Raw genomic sequence first — 25,447 nt, 5'->3', positions numbered from 1 at the left:
GAAGACCCTCCGACCCAGTTGCAGGAGACCCCCTTGGACCGCATCGCACGCACCATCGCCGCCGAGATCAACGCCCGCCCCGATCAGGTGGGCGCTGCGGTCAAACTGCTGGACGAAGGGGCCACAGTCCCCTTTGTCGCCCGTTATCGGAAAGAGGCGACCGGCGGGCTGGACGACAGCCAGCTCCGCACCCTGTCTGAGCGACTGGACTATCTGCGCGAGCTTGATGCCCGCCGTGACACGATCCTGAATTCGATCCGGGATCAGGGCAAACTGACCGACGACTTGGCCAAATCCATCGCCGGGGCCGAGACCAAAGCGCAGTTGGAAGACATCTACCTGCCCTACAAGCCAAAGCGGCGCACCAAGGCAATGATCGCGCGCGAAAACGGGCTGGAGCCGCTGGCAGAGGCGATATTGGCCGACCGCTCTGCCGATCCCGAGGCGCTGGCCGGGGGCTATGTCTCGGACACAGTGCCCACGACCAAAGATGCCCTGAACGGTGCCCGCGACATCATCACCGAGCGTTTGACCGAAAACGCCGCCCTGTTGGGTGAACTACGTGGCTTCATGCAACGCGAGGCCCTGCTGACCGCAAAAGTAATCGACGGTAAGCAGACCGAAGGGGCCAAGTTTAGCGATTATTTCGACCATAGCGAACGCTGGGCCGATACACCCTCGCACCGGGCGCTGGCGATGCTGCGCGCCTCGAAAGAGGGGATCGTGACGCTCGATATTGCCCCCGACCCCGAAACCGGCACCGCAAGGGCCGAGGCGATGGTCGCCGCCCATCTTGGCACGCGGACCAATTCGCCCGGCGATCTTTGGCTTCGCAAGGTGGCGGGCTGGACATGGCGGGTCAAACTGTCTCTGTCGATGATGGTCGAATTGATGGCCGATCTCAGAAGCCGCGCCCAGGATGAGGCGATTCAGGTCTTCGCCCGCAACCTTAAAGACCTGCTGTTTTCCGCCCCTGCTGGGGCCAAGGCAACGCTGGGGCTGGACCCCGGTATTCGTACTGGTGTCAAAGCGGCGGTGGTCGATCCCACCGGCAAGCTGGTCGCCACCGACACCTTGTATCCGTTCCAGCCCAAAAACGATCTGCGCGGCGCGCAAGCCGCCATTCTCAAGCTGATCTCGACCCATGACATTGACCTGATCGCAATCGGCAACGGCACCGCCAGCCGCGAGACTGAAAGCTTTGTCGCCGATACTCTGAAACTGCTGCCAAGCGCGGTGAAAGCCCCGACCAAGGTGATCGTCTCAGAGGCGGGCGCGTCGGTCTATTCCGCGTCGGAACTTGCCGCGCGCGAGTTTCCCGATTTGGACGTGTCCCTGCGCGGCGCGGTTTCAATCGCGCGCCGCCTGCAAGACCCGCTGGCGGAACTGGTCAAGATCGAACCCAAGTCCATCGGCGTCGGACAGTACCAGCACGATGTCGATCAGCACCGCCTGTCCCAATCTCTGGACTCCGTAATCGAGGATGTGGTGAACGCGGTCGGTGTCGATCTGAACACCGCCTCGGCCCCCTTGCTGTCGCGGGTGTCGGGTTTGGGTCCGGGTTTGGCCGACGCCATTGTGGCCCATCGGGACGTGAACGGCGCGTTTGACCGCCGCGAAGACCTGCTGAACGTGGCGCGCCTTGGCCCACGCGCTTTCGAGCAATGCGCGGGTTTCCTTCGCATTAGAGACGGATCCGAGCCGCTAGACGCCTCCTCAGTCCACCCCGAGGCCTATGGCGTGGCGCGCCGCATCGTGGCCGCCTGTGGGCGCGACATTCGTCAGATCATGGGGCAGAAAGACGCGCTGAAAGGTCTGCAAGCCCGGCGTTTTGTCGACGATGCCTTTGGCCTGCCCACCGTGATGGATATCTTTACCGAGCTTGAAAAGCCCGGCCGCGATCCGCGACCCAGCTTCAAGACCGCCTCTTTCGCGGAAGGGGTCAATGAGATCACCGACCTGAAACCAGGAATGCGGCTTGAGGGCACCGTCACCAATGTCGCAGCTTTCGGGGCATTTGTGGATATCGGCGTGCATCAGGACGGGCTGGTGCATATCAGTCAACTGGCCGACCGCTTCGTCAAAGATCCACATGAGGTCGTCAAAACCGGTCAGATCGTCAAAGTCGCGGTCGTGGAAGTGGACGTCAAACGCAAACGCATCGGCCTGTCCATGCGCAAGGATGGCGGGGCGGGTCAAACTGGGCGCGGGCGTCGTTAACAGATTATCTATTTGGGTTGCGCGCTCGGTTTCGCTAGGTTGACGGAAAATGACAGTCGGAGAGACCAGAATGCCCTCATTATTCAGTCCATTTGACCTGCGATCCGTGTCTTTCAAGAACCGTATCGCTGTCTCACCGATGAGCCAGTACAGGGCGAAAGAGGGAGTCGCCAATGACTGGCATCTGGTGCATCTGGGCCGGTTTGCCATGGGCGGTGCCGGGCTGGTCTATGCCGAAGCCACCGCGGTGACACGCGATGGGCGGCGCACGCCCGGCGATCTGGGTCTTTGGGATGACGACCAAATTGCCCCGTTGAAACCCATCGCAGATTTCATTACTCGCGAAGGCGCAGTGCCGGGCATTCAACTCAGCCATGCGGGGCGCAAAGCCTCGGAACGGCGTCCCTGGCACGGCGAAACTCCGCTGGATGACGAAGACGCCACGCAGCGCGACGAAGCGGGCTGGCCCACCATGGCACCGTCGCCCCTGCCCTATGCCGAGGGCTGGCCAACCCCGCGTGAGATGACCGAGGCCGATATCGAAGACATCATCGCCGCTTTTGGTGCGGCCGCACGACGGGTGCAGGCTGCCGGATTCAAGATGATCGAGGTCTATGCCGCGCATGGCTTTCTGGTGCATCAATTCCTGTCTCCGATCACCAATCAACGCTCGGACCATTGGGGCGGAAGCGCCCAAAACCGAGCGCGCTTTGCCGTCGAGATCGCACGTGAAATTCGACGAAACTGGCCTGAGGACTATCCTCTGGCTTTTCGGTTGTCGGCGTCGGACTGGGTGGACGGCGGCCTGACCGTCGAAGACACCGTTGACATCGCCAAGGCGCTCAAAGCTGGCGGGGTGGACATGATCGATTGCAGCTCGGGCGGGATCGGCGGCAAGGATCGCCCGCAACGGATGACAATCGAACACGGCTTTCAGGTGCCGTTTGCATCACAAGTCCGGTCCGGGGCGGATATGCCGACGATGGCAGTCGGTTTCCTGTGGGACCCCAAAGTGTGCGACGCGGTGATCCAACAGGGCGACGCCGACATGATCGCCGTGGCCCGCGAATTGCTGGACGACCCGAACTGGCCCCTGCGCAGCGCCGCTGCACTAGGGGCCGACCAGAACCATGCACTATGGCCCGTCGAGGCCGGATGGTGGCTGATGAAACGCAACCGGCTTTTGTCCAAACTGGGCCTGCGATAGCGCATCAGATCGCGCCTCGAGGTCCAGCGAGGCGCTTCTCTGTGTCGAAAATGGCGTCGCCTGCGCGAACATGGCTAAGACGGACACATTCGATACAAATGATACACGTCTGGGGATATTCTGGCGGACAAGGGATCGCTAGCATCTGCGCCAAACTCGTAGTTTGTTGGTCAGGATTTAACGATGTCAGAATACCAGTTTGTCGAATCTGCCCCGTTCGAGACCGGATTTTCCCGGATCTTTGACCAGCAGATCGCCCCATTCCTACGCGAGAAAGAAGTTGAACGTCAGGCCGCCGTCTCGCGCAGTATGTTCTGGATCAAGTTCTCTGGCGTTGTTGCCGTCGTACTGGCCGGACTAGGCGGGTATTACATTCATCCTCTTTTTGCGATTTTTCCACTTGCTTTCGGCGGGGCCGCGGCCTTGATCCTTTATCTGGAACGAGGCGGAAAAGTCAGTTCCGATGTTTCGAAATACATTCGCCCCATCCTGTGCAAATTCCTAGGGCATATGGAGCTGCACTCGGACGTACCTATGAGCTTCCTTCCCATTGGGCGCTTGGTTTCATTGCAAATCATACCTGAATCCGAACGCGTGCGCGAAAATCACGCGATCAGCGGCACCTGGCGGGACACCAATTACAAACTGCTGCAAATGAGCTGCTCGGACACTTACAGAGACAGCGACAACAAACGAAAGACCAGAACCCTGTTCTCGGGCATCGTGCTGGAAATCGACTGCCCGGCCACAATACCACGCACGGTCTTCGTCAAAGATTTCGGTGGGACCCTAAACAAGCTGTATAGCTGGGCAAGCCGCAACGTCTTGCCCCAACATCGCTGGGATCTTGGCCTAGAGGATGCCGAGAAGATCTTTGAGGTTTTTACCGACGACCCGCACCAGCTGGAACAATACGTCAAACCCGAATTTGCTTATACGCTGAGCGAGATCGCCAAACGCTACCAAGGTGGGCGCGACTATTGCTCAGCGGCATTTTCGGGCAAGAAATTCTATCTGGCGCTCAGCCTTCCCCACGGGTTTCTCAGCTTCAACCTTGGTGGTGCCCCGCTGAGTGAAGCGGATGAAACCATCCATCGCGCCTTCCGCGATCTGGTAATGCCACGACAGATCATTGATGCCCTTCATCAATGAACGCTGTCGGGCGGCTCAGTCTTTCACCGATTGCATCGACACATGGGTCGAGGTGCTGTCCACATGCGGGAGCGTGGACACAACACGGCCCAAAATCTCACGGTAACTGCGCATATCCTTGGTGCGCAGTTTCAGCAGATAGTCAAAGGCACCCGCAATCATGTGGCATTGTTCGACCTCGGGCGCGCGTTGCACGGCTTCATTGAACTCAGTCAAAGCCGCTTCGGTGGTGATTTTCAGGCTGACCTCGACAAAGACCACCTGTTCGACCCCCAGCTTCGAAGGGTCCAGAATCGCGCGAAACCCCTGTATATACCCTTCCGAGATCAGACGTTTCATCCGCACCTGACAAGGTGTCTTGGACAATCCGACCCGCGCCGACAATTCCGTAACCGGAATACGGCCTTCACGGCTCAGAATACGTAGGATTTTCAGGTCATGTCGGTCTAGTTGACTATTTTTCTCTATTAACACGGTCTCAATCGCCAAAACTAAATAGGAAATTTGGTCAATAAACACGCCTATTTTGAAGCTTTAGTCAACATAACTTTCGGCGATTTGATAAGATTATTTGAATTGAACGCGGATTGGAAAGAACATGACCGGGCTACATGATATTCGTCTGAACCTTCGACACAACCACCTGCGCGCAGAATCCGAGGTATTGCAGGACCTGACAAGCCGCAATCCGATTGACGCAGCAAGGCGGGCGGTGGTCCAGAATCGCGCGGCTGATCTTGTACGCGCGATCCGCAACGACAGCCGCCCCGGCCTGATGGAAGTCTTTCTGGCCGAATATGGCCTGTCCACCAATGAAGGCGTGGCCCTGATGTGTCTGGCCGAGGCGCTGCTACGGGTGCCCGACGCAGATACGATTGACGCGCTGATCGAGGACAAGATCGCACCTTCGGCCTGGGGGCAGCATCTAGGGCAATCGTCGTCGTCTCTGGTCAACGCCTCCACCTGGGCATTGATGCTGACGGGCAAGGTTCTGCAGGATGGCACCGGCATTGCTGCGACCCTGAAAGGGGCGGTGAAACGGCTGGGGGAACCGGTGATCCGGGTCGCGGTGGCGCGGGCGATGAAGGAAATGGGCGCGCAGTTCGTGCTGGGTGAAACCATCGAAGAAGCACTGGAACGCGGCAAGAAACAAGAAGCCGAGGGCTATACCTATTCCTACGACATGCTGGGCGAGGCTGCTTTGACAGCCCACGACGCCAAGGCGTTTCTGGCCGCGTATTCGGACGCCATCGCCAAGCTGGCCAGGGAATGCGACGCGCAAGACATTCGGGAAAACCCCGGCATTTCGATCAAGCTCTCGGCGCTGCATCCCCGCTATGAGGTCGGGCAAAAAGACCGGGTGATGGCGGAGCTGGTGCCCCTGACGCTGCAACTTGCACAACAGGCCAAGGCCGCCAATATGGGCCTGAATATCGACGCGGAAGAGGCGGATCGGCTGGATCTGTCCCTTGACGTGATCGAAGCTGTTCTGCGCGACCCGTCGCTTGCGGGCTGGGACGGGTTCGGCGTGGTCGTGCAGGCCTATGGCAAGCGCGCAGCCTATGTTCTGGATTGGCTGCATGCGCTGGCTGCTGAATTGGACCGTAAAATCATGGTGCGTCTGGTAAAAGGTGCCTATTGGGATACCGAGATCAAGCGAGCACAGGTCGAAGGGCTGGGCGGCTTCCCGGTTTTCACTCGCAAGGCGGCCACCGATATCTCGTATATCTGCTGCGCCCAGAAATTGCTGGGCATGACAGATCGGATATATCCGCAATTTGCCACCCATAACGCCCATACGGTGGCCGCGATCCTCGACATGGCCACAGACACACGCAGCTTTGAGTTCCAGCGCCTGCACGGCATGGGTGAAAGCCTGCATGATCTGGTCCTGAAAGGCAGCGGCACTCGGTGCCGGATTTACGCGCCGGTCGGGGCGCATCGGGACCTTCTGGCCTATCTGGTGCGGCGCTTGCTGGAAAACGGGGCGAACTCTTCGTTCGTGAACCAGATCGTGGACCAATCCGTGGCCCCGGAAATCGTCGCCGTCGACCCGTTCGATGCGCTCGACTCAGGCTCTAACGCGGCTGTTCTGCTGCCTGCCGACCTTTATGGGACCGAACGCCCGAATTCACGGGGCTGGGATTTGCACGACACCGACGATCTGGCCGAGATCGAACAGGCCCGCGCGCCATTTCGCGCAAAGTTCTGGCAGGTTGGGCCGCTTTTGGAGAGCGCGTCGCAGAACACCACAGACCGCCCTGTCCTCAATCCCGCCGATCACGCGGACAAGGTGGGTGTGGTGGCTGAGGCATCGGTCGAGGATGTCGAAACGGCACTTGGCGCGGCGGCCCCGTGGAACGCGGATGCTGAAACGCGTCGCCAGACCCTGTTTCGCGCCGCCGAGCTATATGAGCAGAACTTCGGAGAGCTTTTTGCCATCCTCACCCGCGAAGCGGGCAAGACCCCGATGGACGCCATCGCCGAGCTGCGCGAGGCGGTCGATTTCCTGCGCTACTATGCTGTGCGCGGCACCGAAGTTACGCGACCTGCGCGCGGTGTGATGGTTTGCATTTCACCGTGGAACTTCCCGCTGGCCATCTTCACCGGGCAGATCGCCGCCGCGCTGGCCGCTGGCAATGGTGTCCTGGCCAAACCGGCGGACCCAACGGCCATCACCGCCTGTGTCGCCGTCAACCTGATGCATGAAGCCGGCGTTCCGAAGACGGCGTTACAACTGCTGCCGGGCCGCGGCTCGGTCGTAGGCGCACGGCTGACGTCGGATCCAAGGATCAAAGGGGTGTGCTTTACCGGCTCAACCCACACGGCGCAGACTATCAACCGCGCCATGGTTGATCAGATCGCCCCCGAGGCCCCTTTGATCGCCGAAACTGGTGGGCTGAACGCGATGATCGTGGACTCCACGGCGCTGCCGGAACAGGCGATCAAGGATATCGTCGCCTCGGCCTTCCAATCCGCCGGTCAGCGCTGTTCTGCGCTACGGCTGCTTTACGTACAAGAGGACGTGGCCGAACCCTTCCTCGAGATGCTCTACGGCGCGATGGATGAGCTGGTCGTGGGCAACCCATGGGACTTGCGTACCGATGTCGGGCCGGTGATCAGTGACGGCGCGCAGGGTGAAATCCTTGCCTATGTCGAAGACGCCCGCGCACAGGGGCGTGTGTTGAAAGAACTGGATACCCCGACAGACGGGACCTTCGTTGCCCCAACCGTCCTGCGTGTATCGGGTATTGGTGATCTGGAAAAAGAGGTGTTCGGCCCGGTCATGCATGTGGCCACCTACAAGGCCGCCGAGCTGGACGCGGTGGTCGCCGCGATCAATGCCACGGGCTTTGGCCTGACCTTCGGAATGCACTCGCGCATCGACGACCGGATCGAACAGGTTACGTCGCAGCTGAACGTCGGCAACATGTATATCAACCGCAACCAGATTGGCGCGATTGTGGGGTCCCAACCTTTCGGGGGTGAGGGGTTGTCGGGCACCGGGCCCAAGGCGGGCGGTCCGTCTTACGTCAAGCGCTTCACCAAGCCGGTGACGCAAAGCTTTGCCGCGGCTACGGGACAGGCCGCCGATGAGGCCACGGTTCAGGCTGTCCTGACGGCGACCAAACGCCCACCGCGTATCGCGTTGAAACGGCAACAGCTACCGGGGCCGACGGGCGAGTCGAACACGCTGTCGACCTATGGCCGTGGCATCATCCTGTGTCTTGGCCCATCGCTTGAGGCCGCGCAGGCGCAGCGCGAAATCGCTGTGGCGCATGGCTGTTCCGCCGTCATCGTTGCGCCCGGCGCAACGGGTCCGAACACGGTGGACGGTGTACTGGAACCCGCTGTGTTAGGCTCGATTTCGGGCTTCGATGCGGTTGTCTGTTGGGGAGAAGAGGCTCAGCTTCGGGCCATCCGCACGGCCTTGGCGCAGCGACCCGGTGCTTTGATCCCGATGATCAATGACGCGGATTTCGGCGACCGCTGTCAGCTTGAGCGTCACGTGTGTATTGACACCACCGCTGCCGGTGGCAACGCCTCGCTTTTGGCGGCAGCAAGTTAACCCGCGACCGCCCCGGCAGACCGATTTGTCCGGGGCGGTGCACAAAAATGAGAGGCGGTCAGATCACCCCACCTTTACGACCATCTTACCAAAGTTCCCCCCGGCCAATAACCGATTGAACGCTTCAGGCGCGTTTTCCAGCCCCTCGACCAAGTGTTCTTTGTAAGTGACCGAGCCGTCTTTTAGCCAGCCGGTCATGTCGCGGACGAATTCCTGATACACCTCGGGTCCGAAATTGTCGAAAATGATGAAACCCTGCATGCGCACCTTCATCCGTAACAACGTCCCCATGATCGCCGGGCCCATATCCGGCCCCTCTGGCAGACCGGGCAGATTGTACCAGCTTACGATGCCGCAAACGGGTACGCGCGCAAACGGGTTCAACAAAGGCAGAACCGCATACAGCACCTTGCCGCCGACATTCTCGAAATAGACGTCAATACCGTCCGGGCAGGCCTCGCGCAGTTGTCCAGCCAGATCATCCGAGCGGTGATCCAGACAAGCATCAAATCCCAGATTTTGCACCACATGCGCGCATTTCTCGGGCCCACCCGCAATGCCGACCACGCGGCAACCTTTCAGCTTGGCAATCTGACCCACAGTCGCCCCTACCGGGCCTGAGGCTGCGGCGACAACAACGGTTTCACCGGGTTTAGGCTCACCGATTTTCAGCAGCCCGGCATAGGCCGTATAGCCCGGCATCCCCAAAATCCCCAGCGCCCAGGACGGGTTGTCTGGTGATTGACCAAGATTGACCACCTGCACCCCGTCCGAGATCGCATAATCCTGCCAGCCGCTCATGTTCAGGACATAATCGCCAACCGCAAAGCCCTGAAGGTTCGACTGCTCGACCCGTCCCACGACCTGCGCAGTCATAACACCGCCGATCGCCACCGGCTCGGCATAGGATTTCGCATCATTCATGCGTCCACGCATATAGGGGTCCAAAGACAGAAAGACCGTGCGCACTAGCATTTCATCTGCCCCGGGCGTCGGGACATCGGTTGTCTCTAACCGCAGAGTGTTCTCGTCTGGCTGGCCCTTGGGGCGTTCGGCCAGAACAATACGGCGGTTTGTGTCGGGGGATTGGGGCATGGTGCTCTCCTACAAATCGGTTTGCCGTAGCAGAGACCGGATAGCTAAGATGTGCAACCCAATCTGCCCCGGAATTGTGGCGATACAACCATAGGCTGCTGAAATCCACCGATCTCTTCACCTTGCAAGGGTTTGACATTGCCGGGCCAATCGCCAACAACTTGCATGTCTCATTTCGTCAACCGACCCGCTGCGCCCGTGGTTTACAATCCTCATTTCGAAGGGCTGGCGCGTTTTGGGCCTGTTGCGGCAGGAACACGGCCCTCGGGGGCGCGACACAACCAGGAGGATAGGCAATGAAAGTCGGCGGCGTTCACTATCGGGCGATCTGGCGCGATGCGCAAAGCGGCGCAGTGCGGATCATTGATCAACGCTGGCTGCCGCATGAATTCAAAGTCGTCACCTTGTCCGCATTGGAAGATTTCGAAGTCGCAATCCGCGACATGTGGGTGCGCGGGGCGCCTCTGATCGGGGCGACCGCCGCCTATGGCATGGCCGAGGCGATGACGAGGGACCCCTCGGACGTGAATTTCGAACACTCCAGCACCGTTTTGAACGCGACGCGGCCCACGGCGGTAAATCTGGCCTGGGCGCTTGCGCGGTGCCGCGCGACTCTGCTGCCGCTGCCCCCTGAAAACCGGGCTGACGCTGCCTGGGCGCTGGCGCAGGAGGTGTTCGAGGAAGATATCGAAATCAACCGCCGCATTGGTGAAAACGGCCTGGCCCTGATCAGAGAGATCGCCGCGAAGAAGCCCGCAGGCGAGCCAGTGAACCTTCTGACCCATTGCAACGCCGGCTGGCTGGCGACGGTCGATTGGGGCACGGCCACCAGCCCGATGTACCACGCCTACAACGAAGGGGTTCCGATCCATGTCTGGGTCGACGAAACCCGCCCCCGCAACCAAGGGGCCCTGACCGCGTGGGAGCTGGGCGAACATGGCATCCCGCACACCTATGTGGTGGACAATGCAGGCGGGCATCTGATGCAGCGCGGGCTGGTCGATCTGGTCATCACCGGCACCGATCGCACCACCGCACGCGGCGATGTGTGCAACAAGATCGGCACCTATCTCAAGGCGCTGGCGGCCTATGATAACGGGGTGCCGTTCTATGTAGCTTTACCCTCGCCCACAATAGACTGGTCGCTGCAAGACGGGGTCGCCGAAATCCCCATCGAGGATCGCCCTGAGGCCGAGATTACCCGTATTCAGGGTCTGAATCAGGGTCAGATCGGCGAGGTTCTGGTCACGCCACAGGGCACATCAGGCGGCAATCCGGCCTTTGACGTCACCCCCAACCGTCTGGTCACGGGGCTGATCACCGAACGTGGCATCTGCGACGCCAGCACCCAAGGCCTGGCCGGCCTATTCCCCGACAAAGCCCATTGAAAGCCCACAGACTGCAAACCGAAAGAACACCGATGATTGAAAACTGGTACGACGCGGCAAAAGCACAGGAATGGCGCGCGGCGGCGGGCGATGACCCTGCCGATCAGGAACTGGCAGAACGTGTCTATACCTCGCGCCTGATCGGCCAGAACCCCGACCTGTTGATGCATGGTGGCGGCAATACTTCGGTTAAACTGGAGCGTCCTGATCTGTTCGGCGACCAGCGCCAGGTGCTGCATGTCAAAGGCTCGGGCTGGGATCTGGACACGATCGAGGCACCGGGTCTGCCAGGGGTCTGGCTTGATCCTTTGCTGAAGGCCCGGCAACTTGAAACCCTGTCCGACGAAGACATGGTCAACTACCAACGCTCGAACTTGCTGGATTCGACCTCGCCCAACCCGTCGGTCGAAACGCTGCTGCATGCGTTCCTGCCGCATAGATATGTTGACCACACCCACGCGACACCTTTCCTGATCCTTGCTAACCTGCCTAACGCAGCCGAGATCTGCCGCGAGATCTTCGGCGATCGTTTGGGCATTGTACCCTATATCATGCCCGGCTTCGATCTGGCCAAGGCGGCCGCTGATGTCTACGACGCCAACCCTGCCGTCGAGGGGCTCTTGCTGCTGCAACACGGGCATTTTGCCTTCGGTGACACGGCGCAGGAAAGCTATGACAAGATCGTCAGCCACACCAATGAGGTCGCCGCCTATCTGGGCCTGACGGGCGTCACCCCTATCGGCGAACGCCGTCCAGCTGAGGGTTTACAGGTTCTGCCTATGCTGCGCGGTGTCATCGCCGAGGTGAATGCCGAGCGCGACGACGCGATGCCCATCTTTGATCTGCGCAACGGCGATCATACCCATACCTTCATGGCCCGCCCCGATATCGACGCGCTGGCCACACGTGGGATGGCATCACCCGATCACGTGATCCGCACCAAGGGCCGCCCGCTGGTGCTGCGCCGCGCCGATCTAGCCAACCGCGAGACCATCAAAGCCAAGGTCGAAGGTTTTGCCGACGAGTATCGCGCCTATTTCAACCGTCAGGCTCCGCACGCCAAGGAACCCAAAACCCTGCTGACCCCTGATCCCAAACATGCCTGGATCGAAGGGATCGGCATCGTCGGCATGGGCGGAAACGCCAAGGCAGCAGCAGCAGCGGCCGATCTGGCCGAGCAAAATATCCGCGTGCGCGCCGTTGGCGAAGATGCGGGCGGGTTCTATCCAATCAGCGAAAAGGACATGTTCGACTGCGAGTATTGGTCGCTGGAACAGGCCAAGCTGGGCAAGGGAACGCCATCGCCGTTTCAGGGCAAAGTCGTTATGATCACGGGCGGCGCGGGCGCGATCGGGGTGGCCACGGCCAAAGCCTTTGCCGCCAAGGGGGCCAACCTGGTGCTGATCGACAAGGACCCGCAGGCGTTGGATCAGGCGCTGGACCAGCTTGGGCGATGGCACGTCCCCCATGCCGAAGACATCACTTCGGACGGCGCGGCTCAGCGGGCGATGGACGCCGCGATCCTAGCCTTTGGTGGGTTGGACATCCTGATCTCAAACGCAGGCACAGCAAGGTCGGGGGCTTTGCTGGATCTGGACGATGCGGCCTTCCGGCAGGCATTCGAATTGAATTTCTTTGCCCACAAGAATTTTGCCACCGCCGCCGCCCGCGTGATACAGGCGCAGGGACGCGGCGGGCAGATCCTGTTCAACATCTCAAAACAGGCGGTCAATCCCGGCAAGAATTTCGGGGCCTATGGCACACCGAAAGCGGCCACCATGTTCCTGATGCGCCAGTTGACTTTGGAACTGGCCGGTGCGGGCATTCGCGTTAACGGGGTGAATGCCGACCGCATCCGCTCGGGCCTGTTAACGGACGATTTCATCAAGGAACGCGCCGCCGCCCGTGGTGTCAGCGAAGACACCTATATGGGCGGAAATCTTCTGGGCCGCGAAGTTCAGGCTCACCACGTCGCCGACGGTTTCGTGACCCTTGCACTGTCCAAGCGTACAACCGGCCACGTCCTTACCGTCGATGGCGGCAACACTGAGGCCGAATTGCGTTAGCCGGGTGATTTCTGCGCCTGCTGCCACTCTCGCCAATGCTGGTCCAAAGGCCCCTGTACTGCAGCCATCACGGCCTCGGCCTGTTCAGCGGGAATGGCGACGCGGTCAATCGGGGCGATACTGGGATTGCACCAGGTCGTGGCCCCCAGCCGGTTGCCAAAGCAATCAAAAATCACGTAGTCGAAATGGTCAAACATATCGGCCAGCAGATAGCTGTTATTGGGTGAACTCGCGACATTGAACTCAAACGCCACAACGGGTCGGAAGTTTTCGAACGTTTTGTGAGCACCGTGCAGGACCTCAAGCTCGAACCCTTCCACGTCGATTTTGATGAAACCAGGTGTCAGGCCGAACTGATCGACCAGCACATCAACGTTCAGCATATCCATACGGATGGTTTCAAAATCATCCTCGATATCAGGGAAGAACTCTTCAATGTAATTTGGGCGCGCGGAGCCAAGCTCGTGATGAGTTTCGGAATAGGTAAAGCTGACATCGCTGGCCGCCCGAGACCCGATAAGCACATTGGTAATGTCGACCTGCGGGTCGCCCGCAAAACCTTGCTGCAACGCGCGATGCAGCGTCGGGTGCGGTTCGACTGCAATCAGCTTCTGGTCCGGTCGGCGAAAGGCATTGCGCATGGCATGGGTGTGAAACCCTTTGTTTGCCCCGATGTCGATAGCGTCACCGCCGCGTTCAAGCACCGGCGTATAATATAGCCGGACAACATCATGCAGCGCCTGCATGAAGGGATCAGGAAACCAGCCGTCTTTTACAAACGGAGCATACTGCGTTTGCAACTGCTGCGGCGTCGGTGCCTGAGGACTGGATTGCACCGTTAGATTTAACGCTTTGAACGTCATCAGGGTTATACGCGGGTCGCTGAACCGAAGGCCAATGATCGGATCCACTTCGGACCCATCCAGCTCGAAAACCAAGGTCTCGCGGCCCCAAGCATGATCCAGTAACCGCGGGTGAGAAGCCGCGTTGAAATTTCGATTTTCAGGGGCGCCGTGCTCCAAATAAGCTTCGAAAACAGGCGGCATGTCGCCGCTTTGATCATGGCGCCCAAACCATGAGAACGACACTTCAACTCACTGTTTTCCGCCTGACAAGTCAAGAACCTGGTCAAGGCGGAAAAATGCGGCATGGAAGTGCATATCCTGATTTTGAGAAACCCGGACGAACCGCGCTGTTCTATCCCAGACCTCGAAGGTCATATAATTTGGGCTTGTCGAAAATACTTCCATCAAATGCGATCCTTGGTGCGGCATCGGAGGCCACAAAAGCCTACGGTCCAAAATAGCTGTTGTGTGCGGTTAAGTCAGCCCGCACGCTAGAAGTCAATCGACATAAACACAAGCAATGAGGCCTTATTTAACCTATTCGAAACTGGCGATTTTCCGCTTGTCCCGCTCCACTGCATTTGCCCCTGTTCAAATCCAATGTGCTAGTGTCTGGTAAATGTCACTTTAGTGTGCGAGTGACCTACCCGACGAATGCGAAATGAGGCTCAGGATGAGAGTATTGGTGACGGGTGGAACCGGTTTTCTGGGGCAAGCGGTCTTACGCCAATTGGCGGAGAAACCTTTTCACATAGGCAGCTTGCAACGTGCATCATCTACCTCTGTTGACGACATTCTCGCCGATGGCGCCGCGACCGTTGAGACACTGATCCTGAATCCTGAACTTAAGGATGTATGCGCGCAGGTCGAAGCCTTTTCGCCTGGTGTAGTCGTGCATATCGCGGCCGTTTCTCGGGCCAAGGAAGACGAAGAGGGCATACGCGCGATGCTCGAGGTCAACACGCTATTGCCGTCGCTTCTGGCCCAAAGCGCGGCGCGATGCGGGGCGAAGGGCATGGTGGTATGCGGCACAAGCTGGCAAACTTCGTCGCCGGAAAACATCTATGACCCGTTCAACTACTACGCAGCGACAAAGCAGGCCGCCGAAGATATTCTGGTTCCTTTCGCAAAGAACGGGCTGAATGTCATTTCCCTAAGAATGTTTGACAACTACGGCCCATCAGATTGGCGCAACAAAGTTGTCGATCTTGTTTTTAACGCGGTCGTCGCGCAAGAGCCCCTGAAAATGTCGCCGGGGTTTCAGAAAATGGACCTCGTCTACGTCGAAGATGCGGCGGCTGCGATTGTCGCCGCGACCGAGCGCGCGGCAGGCGACCCGCTGGACCAATTGGAAGTCTATGGTGTGTCTTCAGGTGAGCATCACTCGCTTCGCGATCTCGAAGCATTGATCGGCGAGATCGCGGAGGCAGCACCCCCCATCCAATGGGGTGAACGCCCGTATCGTCCGAATGAAATAATGGAGCCCAACCGCAAATTGGCGCGCGTTCCGGGGTGGTCCCCTCACGTAAGTCTTCGTAAAGGTCTTGAAAGAGTGTGGGAATCAAAACGCAACGCATTGAGACTGGCAAAGTAAATGTCGCAAAAACACACGTTCACAACTCTCGCGCTGCTGGACAACATCCAGTTTCCTAAGCTGGAAAACGGCAAACCACTTGCCTTGAACTACAGCCACGACAAGAACCTGTTTCAATTTGTGCACGAAGCGCTCAGACGCGGTCACACTGTATTCTTGGCCTCAGCGCAGGAACCTACGGACCCAAAATACCGCGTGAAGGTAGTAAGCGCCTACCCCAACTATGTGTGCGAAACCGCAGATATTAACAACAAGGACGTCGATTTTGTCGTGAGCGTTTTTCCCGACGCTCTCAACATCAAGCCGACATTTCCCAATGCCAAGATCATCGCCATTATGCCCGCTTTGCATTGGGTTGAAGATCCCGGCTTGTTTACGCATGACTACCTGCGGCGGGTGATTACCGCGGCCCGTTATCACGTGGATTACTACGTCACCCAAAACATCCGTATGAAACAGGTGCTGTTTTCCCTGCTGCACCTGCTGGCACGGTTTCCTTACGAAGATCGTATCCTGGTCGCACCCCAAGGGATCGTGGATGAGGTCAAGCGACAGGCCCCTGATCGGCAGAAACTGCGGCAGAAACTGGGACTAGAACCCGATGACATCATGGTTCTGAATTCCGGCGGCATCTGGAAATGGACAGACTTCAACACTTTTTTCCAAGCGTTCTGCGAATTCACTGTCGAAAACCCGTCTCATAGGCTGCGGCTCTACATGATGGGAATTGTACAGCCCTTTAACCGCGATCACGACGAGTACGTCGCGCAATTCCGAGCCATTCTGGACAAGTACCGGGATAAGCTGGGTAATCACCTTGTCCTGTTTGAAGACTGGGACGAAGGCGGTAAACATGTCCAAGACTATCTGAGCATCGCCGATGTTGGGATCAATGTCAGCCAGGACACGCTCGAGGCGTGGCAAAGCTACAGAATGCGCTTTCTGGACTACATGTATTTCGGCATTCCAGTGATCAACACGTCCGGGGATGATTTTTCGACCAGGCATTCCGACGCGTTGTTCGTTTGCAAACCCAAAGATACGGAATCGTATAAAACCATATTCCGGCAAATTACGGATCGCCCGGAGCTTGTCAGCGAAAAATCAGCCATGATGCGCGAAATTGCAGCTGAATATGATAGCCAGCAAACCTATGGCCGCCTGATCGAAAAGCTCGAGCGTTTGCCCGCGCGCTTCGAAAAAGACCATGTTATGTGGGATGCAAGCATTGCCGATCAGCCAGATTTTTCGGCAACACCTGCGCTTCATCATGCTCAGGAACGGCATAAAAATTGGTTTGTCAGAACTTGGAGACGCCTCACCCAGAGCCGGAAACGCAACCGAATGCGGATGAGACACATGTTAGCCGGCCAAAGTTATCTGATCGAGCGGCAGGCGGTGGCTGTCGACCAGCTTTCGAAGATAGATATGCAGCAAAAGGAAATTGCCGACGCTCTGGATCGCCTGAACTCGGCCGTCAATCAAAAGGACGCGCCAACGCAACAAAAGTAGGAATGGAATACTTGTTGCAAAGGGCAGCAGCATTTGGGAAGCGTAAACCACAATAAATACTCGAAGAAATTATTAGCGTTCAATAAATCCAAACACCCAGGAACTGAAAGATAGAAAAATGAAGGCTGTTATTCTTGCCGGCGGGTTCGGTACGCGCCTTGCAGAAGAAACCGGATTGCGCCCCAAGCCGATGGTTGAAATAGGCGGCAAACCGATCTTGTGGCATATCATGAAAACCTATTCCCACCATGGCATCAATGATTTCGTTATTTGCCTGGGATATAAGGGCTACTTTATCAAAGAGTATTTCCAAAACTATTTCTTGCACAATGCCGACGTCACTTTTGACATCAAACAAAACAGCATGACCGTCCATGAAATGCGAGCCGAGCCTTGGACCGTTACACTGGTTGAAACCGGCGAAAACTCTCAGATTGGTGGTCGGATCAAGCGGGCTTCGCGGTATTTCAAAGATGACGAGGCCGTGTGCATCACCTATGGGGACGGCGTCGCTGACGTTAACATCACTGCTGCCATCGAATTCCATAAACAACACGGAAAACTGGCTACCGTCACCGCCGTTCAGCCTCCGGGGCGGTTTGGCGCACTGGACCTTCAAGACGAGAAGGTGCTCGGGTTTCAGGAAAAGCCGGTTGGCGACGGCGGCTGGATCAATGGCGGATATTTCATCGTTTCTCCGAAAATCGTGGACTATATCGACGATGACTTCACGGTTTGGGAGCGCGAACCTCTGGAAAACCTTGCAAATGACGATCAGTTGCGGGCTTGGTACCACCATGGTTTCTGGCAACCCATGGATACCCTGCGGGACAAGGAGCATTTGAACCGTCTTTGGTCCAACAACGAAGCAAAATGGAAAGTGTGGTGACGTAGCATGTCTAAGAAAATCCTAGTGACCGGAAACACAGGTTATGTCGGCCCCGTTCTGGGGCGTTTTCTGAAACAGCGACACGCGGACCTGCATCTGGTCGGGTATGACGCGGGCTTTTTCTCGCATTCGCTGACCGGGTCCGATTTCCTGCCCGAAATCGTGTATGACACACAGCACTATGGCGACACACGCGACATCACCGCTGACCATCTTGCGGGCTGCGACGCGGTGGTCCATCTGGCCGCCGTTTCCAACGACCCCATGGGCAAAGAATTCGAAACAGTCACCCATGACATCAACCGCGCCGCAAGCGTTCGGCTGGCCAAGCTTGCCGCCGAATGTGGCGTATCGAATTTCGTCTTTGCCTCCTCCTGTTCCATGTACGGCGCGGCAGAGGGCGGCCCGCGCAAGGAAACCGACGCTACCGCCCCGCAAACCGCCTATGCCCGGTCCAAAATAGGCACCGAGCTTGACCTGCAAGAGGCCGATTTGGGCGACATGACCCTGACCTCTTTGCGGTTCGCAACTGCCTGCGGCATGTCCGACAGGCTGCGTCTGGATCTAGTGCTGAACGACTTCGTGGCCTGCGCCATGGCTACCAACAAGATCGTCGTTCTCAGCGACGGAACGCCGTGGCGGCCCTTGATCGATGTCGAGGACATGGCTCGCGCCATTGAATGGGCAGCTCTGCGCGAAACGTCGAATGGCGGTAAATTCCTGGCCGTGAATGCCGGACGTGACGAAAGCAATGTGCGTATCTCTGAGCTGGCCGAAAAGGTCAAAGCACAATTCCCCGGCACCGTGGTCGAGATCAATACCGACGCGCCGCCCGACAAACGCTCGTACCAGGTTGACTTCGCGCTGTTCAAATCGCTGGCCCCCGAGTCCATCCCGCAAGTGACGCTCGAGCAATCCATCGAACGTCTGCGCGCAGGGCTGGAACATTTCGGCTTTGGCGACACTGATTTCCGCAGTTCGTCCTTCATCCGCCTGAACGCGCTGCGTGCGCATATCGACAGCGGACGTTTGTCGCGTGATCTTCGCTGGGGGTCGCTGTAAATGCTGTTCACCCCGACCCCGCTTGAAGGGGCTTACCTGATCGAGCTGGAAAAACGCGGCGATGACCGCGGCTTCTTTGCCCGCATGTTCTGCGAGGACGAGTTCAAAGCACATGGCCTTGTCGGAAAGTTCGTGCAGATCAACAATTCATTGACCATGTCGAAGGGCACAGTGCGGGGTATGCATTATCAACTTCCCCCCCACGCCGAGGTCAAGCTGATGCGCTGCGTAAAAGGTGCGATCTTCGATGTCATCGTCGATCTTCGGGATGGGTCAAAGACGTTCGGTCAATGGTTCGGCGCTGAACTTACCGCTGAGAACCGCAAGATGATGTATGTGCCGAAAGGCTTCGCCCACGGCTTCATGAGCCTTACTGATGACACGGAAATTATCTATCCGGTCAGCTCGGCATACGCGCCGGAAAGTGAGCGTGGTCTGCGTTGGGATGATCCGGCGATCGGCATCAATTGGCCTATGGCAGCTCAGGAAGTTTCGCAGAAAGACCAAACGTGGAACGATCTGGACAGTTCGACCCATGCAGTAAAAGAAACTGAGTAATTTGCGGAAACTGGCCCAGGATTTCTGCAGGTCAGCTTCGGAAGTTACCCGATTTTGATACTCAGAATATTGTGGCATAGCCGGTAGAGCACACGGAAGGCACCGTAAGATGAAAAACCCTATGAAATCGCGGATTCGAAACAAACACATCAAGCGCAGCGTTGACGAATTGATCGCACAAGTTAGCGAGCTAAAACAGGCGCTGACAGGTGACGGTTCGCTTTATCCAGCGCAACCTGCGGAACTTGCCTTGAATCTACACAAGGCGATCGTAGGGAACTGGAGCGCGGTTGCTGCTACATGGCCGCTGGCTCGGACACCCAATGTCGACATTGCTCCTGACTACGAAACCCCCATACCGTCGCGCGACAATATTGGCAGGATACAGGGTAAGTATAATCCCTGTGTCGTGGGCACAGATGGATCTGAACCGGATGCGCTGAATAAGTCGTTTATTTCAGGCGGCATAGAAGACATGACCGTTGTCATGAACATCAGCGAGGTTATGGGGCTGCCGCTAACCAAGGACACCGTTACACTTGATTGGGGCGTCGGTTGCGGACGCATCGCCAGACATATCCCCGACATACTGAAACCAAACTTGTTTGGCGCCGACGTTGACCCTGTCAATATTGCCTATTGCAAGGAGAACATGCCGTTCGGGGACTACACAGTGCTCGATCCATACAGCGCAACTCCTTACGATGACGATCAATTCGATCTGGTCTACTCTCATAGTGTGCTGACCCATCTTGCAGAACCTGACCAAAATCACTGGCTCCAAGAATTGTCGCGCATAACCCGTGGCTTGATGGTTCTGTCTGTTCACGGCCCGTATAGCGTGTCGACCGCCGAGTGGTCGAAAAACCCCTACGCGGTCGAACACTACATGTTGCAAGGCATCGTAGACGCACCCGACCCGAACCCAGACATCGCAGACGTAACCGACCCGGAATATTATCGCGATATTGGCCATACACCCCAGTACATTCAAAACCACTGGTCAAAATTCGTGGAAGTCGTCGAGATTATTCCTAAAGGCTTCGGGCATGTGCATGATGCAGTGGTCTGTCGTCCAAAATAAGATAATTCCCGCAGGTTCAACTAACGTACGAGCCTGCGGAAAAACCACTTGGGCTCGGCGCCTGAGCGGACCGATACATTGAAGGCCGGCGCATTTCCGCGATAAAATGCGGTGGTCAGATCCCGGTTTCAATTGGTTGCCACCTTCAACAGGGCTCGAACTTAAATAACAGGTATGAACAACTTGGCTCCAAGCGATCAACTGCTCGAACGCGTCGATTCCTTTAATTTTCTATCGGTCGATATTTTCGACACGCTTCTGTTCCGCCACTGCAAGTCTCCTGTTGATCTGTTCGAATTCATAGCGGATCATCCTGAGGTCCTCCTAGCTACCCAACATTTCAAAGACTATCGCACTGGCGCCGAGGCAATGGCGCGAGAGGATGCTTCCGCACAGCGGATCGAAGACGTGACACTGGATCAGATCTATGCCTGTTTCGCGCAACTGACAAATTGCACAAAAGATCAGGCTGACAAGATCAAACAGCTGGAACTTCGGACTGAACGCGATCTATTGCATGTGACCAGCCTGGGCAGGAAACTTCTGACTCGTATTCAGGACAGTAAGTCGCGCTGGGTGATCACCTCGGACATGTACCTGCCGAAAGACGAGTTGGAAGATCTCCTGACGCAAAAGGGTATAACCGGATGGGAGCGCGTCTTCGTCTCCGGTGAACAGGGTAAGACCAAGCACACGGGCAGCCTGTTTGACGACGTCGCAGCGCATTTTGATGTACCTCGCAACCAGATCCTCCACATTGGCGACAACCGTCATGCAGACGGGAAAATGGCGACGCAGGCAGGGTTCATATCGCATGTGCTACTGGCCAGCAAAGACCTGCCAACGCGATCTCCAAAACCCCGGCGACACACTAGTCTGCTGAATGGAACGCAGCCGATCTCACAGATTTTCACCGCCAACTACTTGGAAACACATCACTACGACTCGGAAAATGTCGACTTTCGAAAACTGTCCGACGACCAGTATCTTGAAGCGTTTGGCGCCTTGATGATTGCTCCGCTCATTACATCGCTGTTGATTTGGATAAAGCGGGAAATGGACAAACAAGGTATTTCGCGGCTCGCGTTTCTGGCACGGGATGGAATGTTTCCAAAAGCTGTTTTCGATCTGCTTTGGCCGCAAGGATATGAAACTCAATATGTCGCTGCTTCCCGGCGTTTGTTGACCCTTCCTTTTACCGAGTTAGACCCTGATACAATCGCGGGAATGTTGCATGCCACGCTTGAGGGATCGCAAACGCTGGACGAGTTTCTCGGGAAGATTTCCGCAGGCCCGCTGTTGAAATCTCTATTTGCAGACGCTGGCCTATCTGGCACGGACGAACTGACAAAAGAGCGCCGCCGCACCATCCTGAATCTGTTGCGTGAAAACCCTGACGCTTTCTATCAATCTTTCGCGCATGAAAAGGAGGTTCTGTCCACCTACTACCGCTCGGTCTTCCCTGAAGGCACACACACAGCCATCTTCGACGTCGGGTGGCGCGGCAGTTTACAGCGGTCTATTGATGAGATTATCGGCAAGGACGCACATGTTCTGGGTCTTTATTTTGGCACGAGCGCTCAGGCTGCCTCTATTCTGCGCCGAAATGGGCTGGAGTACGAAAGTTTCGCCGCGTCCAATGGCCTTCCTCTGTTCATGTATCCTTGGGTCGAAGACTTCCGCGATATCGTAGAATTCTTCTTTTCTGCCGATCATGGCAGCGTTCTGGGTCTACAGGAAAAACCGCAGGGCGAAATCGCTTGGAAGACGTCTGACGTCAGTACGGCAGAAGCTGAAAACCTCCAACGCGCCAAAAAGATTCAGGATGGCGCGCTGCGTGCCATCAAGTCGGTCACTTCGGCCATACCCATCGATGTGCTCGCTAAATATGCCGATCCAAGGGACGAAAAGGATCTTCGACAGTTTCTAAGCAAACCGCACCGCCACGATGCCGTCCGCTTCAACAAGGTCCGCATATTTTCAGGTGTGGGCGATACCACCGGAGAAAGCTTGACCCGCGTTGGCGAACGCAAATCTCATTACCGAAATGCGAAAGGCAGCCGGTGGAGGGCTGGCTACGTTGCTCAGCTAAACCCGATCGCATTCGCCTGGGTGAAATTGCAGTTCCGGAAAAGGAAGCGCATCCGATTGTAACGGATCGAGCCAGAACGCGAATCTAGCCCGGGCATTACTGGCACTTAATGTCGAAACACACAGTGTCTTCCCTGAGGATACGGCCCGTAAACCTGACGTCAAACCACCGCTTCAGCCGCATCGGGCAGCAACAAGGTCAGATCATCTTCCGCAAACAGGTCAAAAGACACGTCCCATGCAGCGCCGGGCCACAGAAGTTGCAGCTGTTTCTTCGCGGGCCGGTAGACGGCTGTATAAAGCGTCCCGAACCCGGATTTGAAGGCGGTGGAATAAAGCGGCGGGCGCAGGAACGCGTCGATGAAACGCTTTTCGCTTTCGGGGTGCTGGTTCAGGCGGTTCAGCAGAAACCGTTCCCGTTCGACCGTTGCGGTAAACCGCGCATGTTTGGACCACTCAACCTGCCCCTGATGGTTTGTCGCCACCGGCACATCTGAGATTTGAGGGTGCCGGTCAGGGGCAAGATAGACCGTGCTGTGATTGTATTTCGCGTCCAGAACGGTGACGTTATAGCTCATGTGGCAGGGAATGCGGCAGAGCGCATCTACCGCTTGTGCCGTGGTCTCACAGGTCTGCAACACATAGCGCAAGATCAGCGGCACGCCGAAGCCGTCGCCCACCTCGCGCCGACCGCCAAAGGTCAATGAGACCGCAAGGCCGGTATCGTTGATGCCATCCAGCAGGCCCAGAATGCCATCGCTCATCCCGATCACGCCGCGCCCGCCCCAGCGGGTTTTCAACAATGCAGCGTCAAAGGTTTTGGGGTGGTAGTCGTAGTTGCGCACCAAAATGGGTGTCTTGCCACGCCAGATCGCCTGGCTACACCCCGACAGATATTTGGGCGGGCAATAAAAGCTGAGAAACCGCGCCTGACTGTCGCTGCCGCCCACCAGTTCAACCACCTCTTCATATAGCGGCAGGATCTCGGGCATGTGCGTTTGCAACGCTCGCAAGCATTCGCGATAGGTGGGCCGCGCCGAATACCCCTCTTGCACCCACCATTTATGGTAGGCGGGCCAGTATTCGGCAAACAGCCCGGCCAGCTTGGGACCGGGCTGTTCCTCGTCGATTGAGCGAAAAACAAGCGCCATGAGGCCTTCTACATGATTTTGAACGCAGGATCTTCCATCGGCTGCGCGGCTGGCAGCGGTTCGGCGGCGTAGGCCGACGTGATGCCGTGAATCCACTTTTTCGACTTGTCCGTCAGCTTGAACCCCTTGGTCATTGACCGTCCCCGCGTCACCAGAATGCCCAGATCGGCCCCTTCATAGCGGTAGTCGCCGACATTTGAGATGCGCAGAAAGAACGCCTCATTCTCTCCCACTGCGCGGCGGTGATAGTCGAAGCGGTCAAACACCACACGGCCATCTTCGAGCATCTTGTAGATGCCCGATTGCGGGGCCTGCGTGATGCGGTCGACGCTGTCATCGGTATGCTTGATCACCATCTGCGACCAGCTGTCGATCATGTCAGGGTCGGCCCAACGGGCGTTCAGTTCCTCGACATCCAACTCGAAGGGCTTCTTCGAAAATTCCAGCAGGTGGAACAGGAACAGGGGCGCGTCGGCATGGGCAAAAGCCGCATGGTTGGTCATCGAACTGGCCCCAGTGATGCGCGGGTTCAACTCACCCAGCCACAGCTCATCGGTTTTCTTGTCGATCAGGAAATCCAGTTCGAAATAGCCACGATAACCGGATTTGCGCAGTTCCTCGCCGAACTGGAAGGTCAGCTGCCGCGCCTGTTCGCGCGCCTTGGGTGGGAAGGCAGTCGAGAATATCTCGTTCCCGCACCAACCGCCGCGATAGGGGGTGAGTTCGTTGAAGCCCACGAGCTCGGTCATCAGCGGTCCCACAATAGTGCCTTCGGACGTCGCGCAGGCCTCGATCGCCGCACCGCGACAATCGATCCGCTTCATGATCTTGATCTCGCCCTCGCCTACGATCTCATCCTTGTGTTTGTTGAAATCCGCCTCGGATTTGATGAAGAAAGTGGTGTGGCCGCTGTCGCCAAAGGCCGATTGTAGCACCAGATCATGCCCCAACCCGGCTTTGTCGCAAATTTTCTTCAGGTGATCATAGCTTTTGACCACGCTCAGCGTATTGGGCACCGACGGCACACCCGCCTTGTTGCCGATGCGGACCGTTTCGATCTTGTTGTCGCATTTGGTGCGCAGCTTGGCTTTGGGGAACCACAGCTGACCGCCCAGTTCCTTGACCAGTTTCTCGGTCGTCTCATCGAACATCAGGAACACGAACTTGGGCTTGCCACCGCGCCGCTTGACCAGGTCGATGACCTCTTTGTGCTGTAGCAGATAGTTGTTGATGTCTTCGATCGACTGGAATTCGTCATGCGGCATCTCAGAGGGCACGAACACGTTCGGATGCCGCCCGTCAAAGCAATCCATGTAGCAGATATAGGTGAAGTTCATCACCCACTCATCCAACCCCAACAAGTTGAAATTGGTCGCCGACACAAAATAGATCGGGTCCTTGTTGGTGTGGAAATACCGGCGGATTTCCGAGATGTTCTTCAGCACCTTCTTAGGCATATGGTCC

General features: G+C 57.3%; 18 protein-coding genes. 13 read left to right on the top strand and 5 right to left on the bottom strand.

Going from position 1 to position 25,447, the window contains the following annotated elements; all coding sequences use genetic code 11:
- Nucleotides 1-33: 33 nt before the first annotated feature.
- From GOV80_RS14400 to GOV80_RS14390, 3 genes are all read left to right on the top strand, one after another.
- Complete coding sequence (locus GOV80_RS14400; protein WP_170785750.1) at nucleotides 34-2,220, top strand: Tex family protein; 2,187 nt, start codon at nucleotides 34-36, stop codon at nucleotides 2,218-2,220.
- A gap of 70 nt (nucleotides 2,221-2,290) precedes the next feature.
- A complete protein-coding gene (locus tag GOV80_RS14395) occupies nucleotides 2,291-3,427 on the top strand; it encodes an NADH:flavin oxidoreductase/NADH oxidase (RefSeq protein ID WP_237215848.1) in 1,137 nt (378 codons plus the stop codon).
- A gap of 183 nt (nucleotides 3,428-3,610) precedes the next feature.
- The gene (locus GOV80_RS14390; protein WP_170785745.1) at nucleotides 3,611-4,579 is read left to right on the top strand and encodes a DUF3137 domain-containing protein; all 969 of its coding nucleotides are present in this window, start codon (nucleotides 3,611-3,613) and stop codon (nucleotides 4,577-4,579) included.
- Between the two features lie 15 nt (nucleotides 4,580-4,594).
- On the opposite strand, the gene GOV80_RS14385 is transcribed toward GOV80_RS14390, so the two are convergent.
- Nucleotides 4,595-5,053 carry an Lrp/AsnC family transcriptional regulator gene (locus GOV80_RS14385; RefSeq protein WP_331252117.1) on the bottom strand — a complete coding sequence of 153 codons (459 nt, stop codon included), beginning with the start codon at nucleotides 5,051-5,053 and terminating at the stop codon, nucleotides 4,595-4,597.
- Between the two features lie 124 nt (nucleotides 5,054-5,177).
- On the opposite strand from GOV80_RS14385, the gene putA reads away from it, so the two are divergent.
- The gene (putA, locus tag GOV80_RS14380) at nucleotides 5,178-8,648 is read left to right on the top strand and encodes a bifunctional proline dehydrogenase/L-glutamate gamma-semialdehyde dehydrogenase PutA (protein WP_170785743.1); all 3,471 of its coding nucleotides are present in this window, start codon (nucleotides 5,178-5,180) and stop codon (nucleotides 8,646-8,648) included.
- A 63-nt stretch (nucleotides 8,649-8,711) separates the two neighbouring features.
- Here putA and GOV80_RS14375 read toward each other — a convergent pair whose 3' ends face one another.
- Nucleotides 8,712-9,743, bottom strand: a complete 1,032-nt coding sequence (locus GOV80_RS14375) for an NADP-dependent oxidoreductase (RefSeq protein ID WP_170785741.1) — start codon at nucleotides 9,741-9,743, stop codon at nucleotides 8,712-8,714.
- Between the two features lie 296 nt (nucleotides 9,744-10,039).
- Here GOV80_RS14375 and mtnA point away from each other — a divergent pair, with 296 nt between their 5' ends.
- Nucleotides 10,040-11,131, top strand: a complete 1,092-nt coding sequence (gene mtnA / locus GOV80_RS14370) for an S-methyl-5-thioribose-1-phosphate isomerase (protein ID WP_170785739.1) — start codon at nucleotides 10,040-10,042, stop codon at nucleotides 11,129-11,131.
- Between the two features lie 32 nt (nucleotides 11,132-11,163).
- Nucleotides 11,164-13,197 carry a bifunctional aldolase/short-chain dehydrogenase gene (locus GOV80_RS14365; RefSeq protein ID WP_170785737.1) on the top strand — a complete coding sequence of 678 codons (2,034 nt, stop codon included), beginning with the start codon at nucleotides 11,164-11,166 and terminating at the stop codon, nucleotides 13,195-13,197.
- Here the strand turns inward: GOV80_RS14365 and GOV80_RS14360 are convergent.
- On the bottom strand, nucleotides 13,194-14,243 hold the full coding sequence (locus tag GOV80_RS14360) for an FkbM family methyltransferase (RefSeq protein ID WP_170785735.1): 1,050 nt from the start codon (nucleotides 14,241-14,243) through the stop codon (nucleotides 13,194-13,196). The genes GOV80_RS14365 and GOV80_RS14360 overlap by 4 nt on opposite strands.
- 472 nt (nucleotides 14,244-14,715) lie before the next feature.
- Between GOV80_RS14360 and GOV80_RS14355 the strand changes: the two genes are divergently transcribed.
- The 7 genes from GOV80_RS14355 (at nucleotide 14,716) to GOV80_RS14325 (ending at nucleotide 22,895) form a co-directional block, all read left to right on the top strand.
- Nucleotides 14,716-15,636, top strand: a complete 921-nt coding sequence (locus GOV80_RS14355; protein ID WP_170785733.1) for an NAD-dependent epimerase/dehydratase family protein — start codon at nucleotides 14,716-14,718, stop codon at nucleotides 15,634-15,636.
- Nucleotides 15,637-15,756: 120 nt separating this feature from the next.
- A complete protein-coding gene (locus tag GOV80_RS14350; protein WP_214648027.1) occupies nucleotides 15,757-17,148 on the top strand; it encodes a glycosyltransferase family protein in 1,392 nt (463 codons plus the stop codon).
- A 118-nt stretch (nucleotides 17,149-17,266) separates the two neighbouring features.
- Nucleotides 17,267-18,037, top strand: coding sequence for a glucose-1-phosphate cytidylyltransferase (gene rfbF, locus GOV80_RS14345; protein WP_170773284.1), 771 nt, complete (start codon nucleotides 17,267-17,269; stop codon nucleotides 18,035-18,037).
- A 6-nt stretch (nucleotides 18,038-18,043) separates the two neighbouring features.
- Nucleotides 18,044-19,099, top strand: a complete 1,056-nt coding sequence (locus GOV80_RS14340) for an NAD-dependent epimerase/dehydratase family protein (protein WP_170773282.1) — start codon at nucleotides 18,044-18,046, stop codon at nucleotides 19,097-19,099.
- Nucleotides 19,100-19,657, top strand: a complete 558-nt coding sequence (rfbC, locus tag GOV80_RS14335; RefSeq protein ID WP_170785730.1) for a dTDP-4-dehydrorhamnose 3,5-epimerase — start codon at nucleotides 19,100-19,102, stop codon at nucleotides 19,655-19,657.
- Between the two features lie 121 nt (nucleotides 19,658-19,778).
- Nucleotides 19,779-20,741 (top strand): class I SAM-dependent methyltransferase, encoded by a 963-nt coding sequence (locus tag GOV80_RS14330; protein ID WP_214648026.1) that lies wholly within the window; start codon nucleotides 19,779-19,781, stop codon nucleotides 20,739-20,741.
- A 174-nt stretch (nucleotides 20,742-20,915) separates the two neighbouring features.
- Nucleotides 20,916-22,895: an HAD-IA family hydrolase gene (locus GOV80_RS14325; protein WP_170785726.1), complete on the top strand. Its 1,980-nt coding sequence runs from the start codon at nucleotides 20,916-20,918 to the stop codon at nucleotides 22,893-22,895.
- Nucleotides 22,896-22,993: 98 nt separating this feature from the next.
- Here the strand turns inward: GOV80_RS14325 and GOV80_RS14320 are convergent, their stop codons facing one another.
- Nucleotides 22,994-23,983, bottom strand: coding sequence for a C45 family autoproteolytic acyltransferase/hydrolase (locus tag GOV80_RS14320; RefSeq protein WP_170785724.1), 990 nt, complete (start codon nucleotides 23,981-23,983; stop codon nucleotides 22,994-22,996).
- An 8-nt stretch (nucleotides 23,984-23,991) separates the two neighbouring features.
- Complete coding sequence (locus GOV80_RS14315) at nucleotides 23,992-25,440, bottom strand: biotin carboxylase (protein ID WP_170785722.1); 1,449 nt, start codon at nucleotides 25,438-25,440, stop codon at nucleotides 23,992-23,994.
- Nucleotides 25,441-25,447: the final 7 nt, after the last annotated feature.

The organism is Ruegeria lacuscaerulensis, assembly GCF_013034685.1.
Lineage (GTDB): Bacteria > Pseudomonadota > Alphaproteobacteria > Rhodobacterales > Rhodobacteraceae > Ruegeria > Ruegeria lacuscaerulensis_B.
This window is presented reverse-complemented; position numbering and strand designations above follow the sequence as displayed.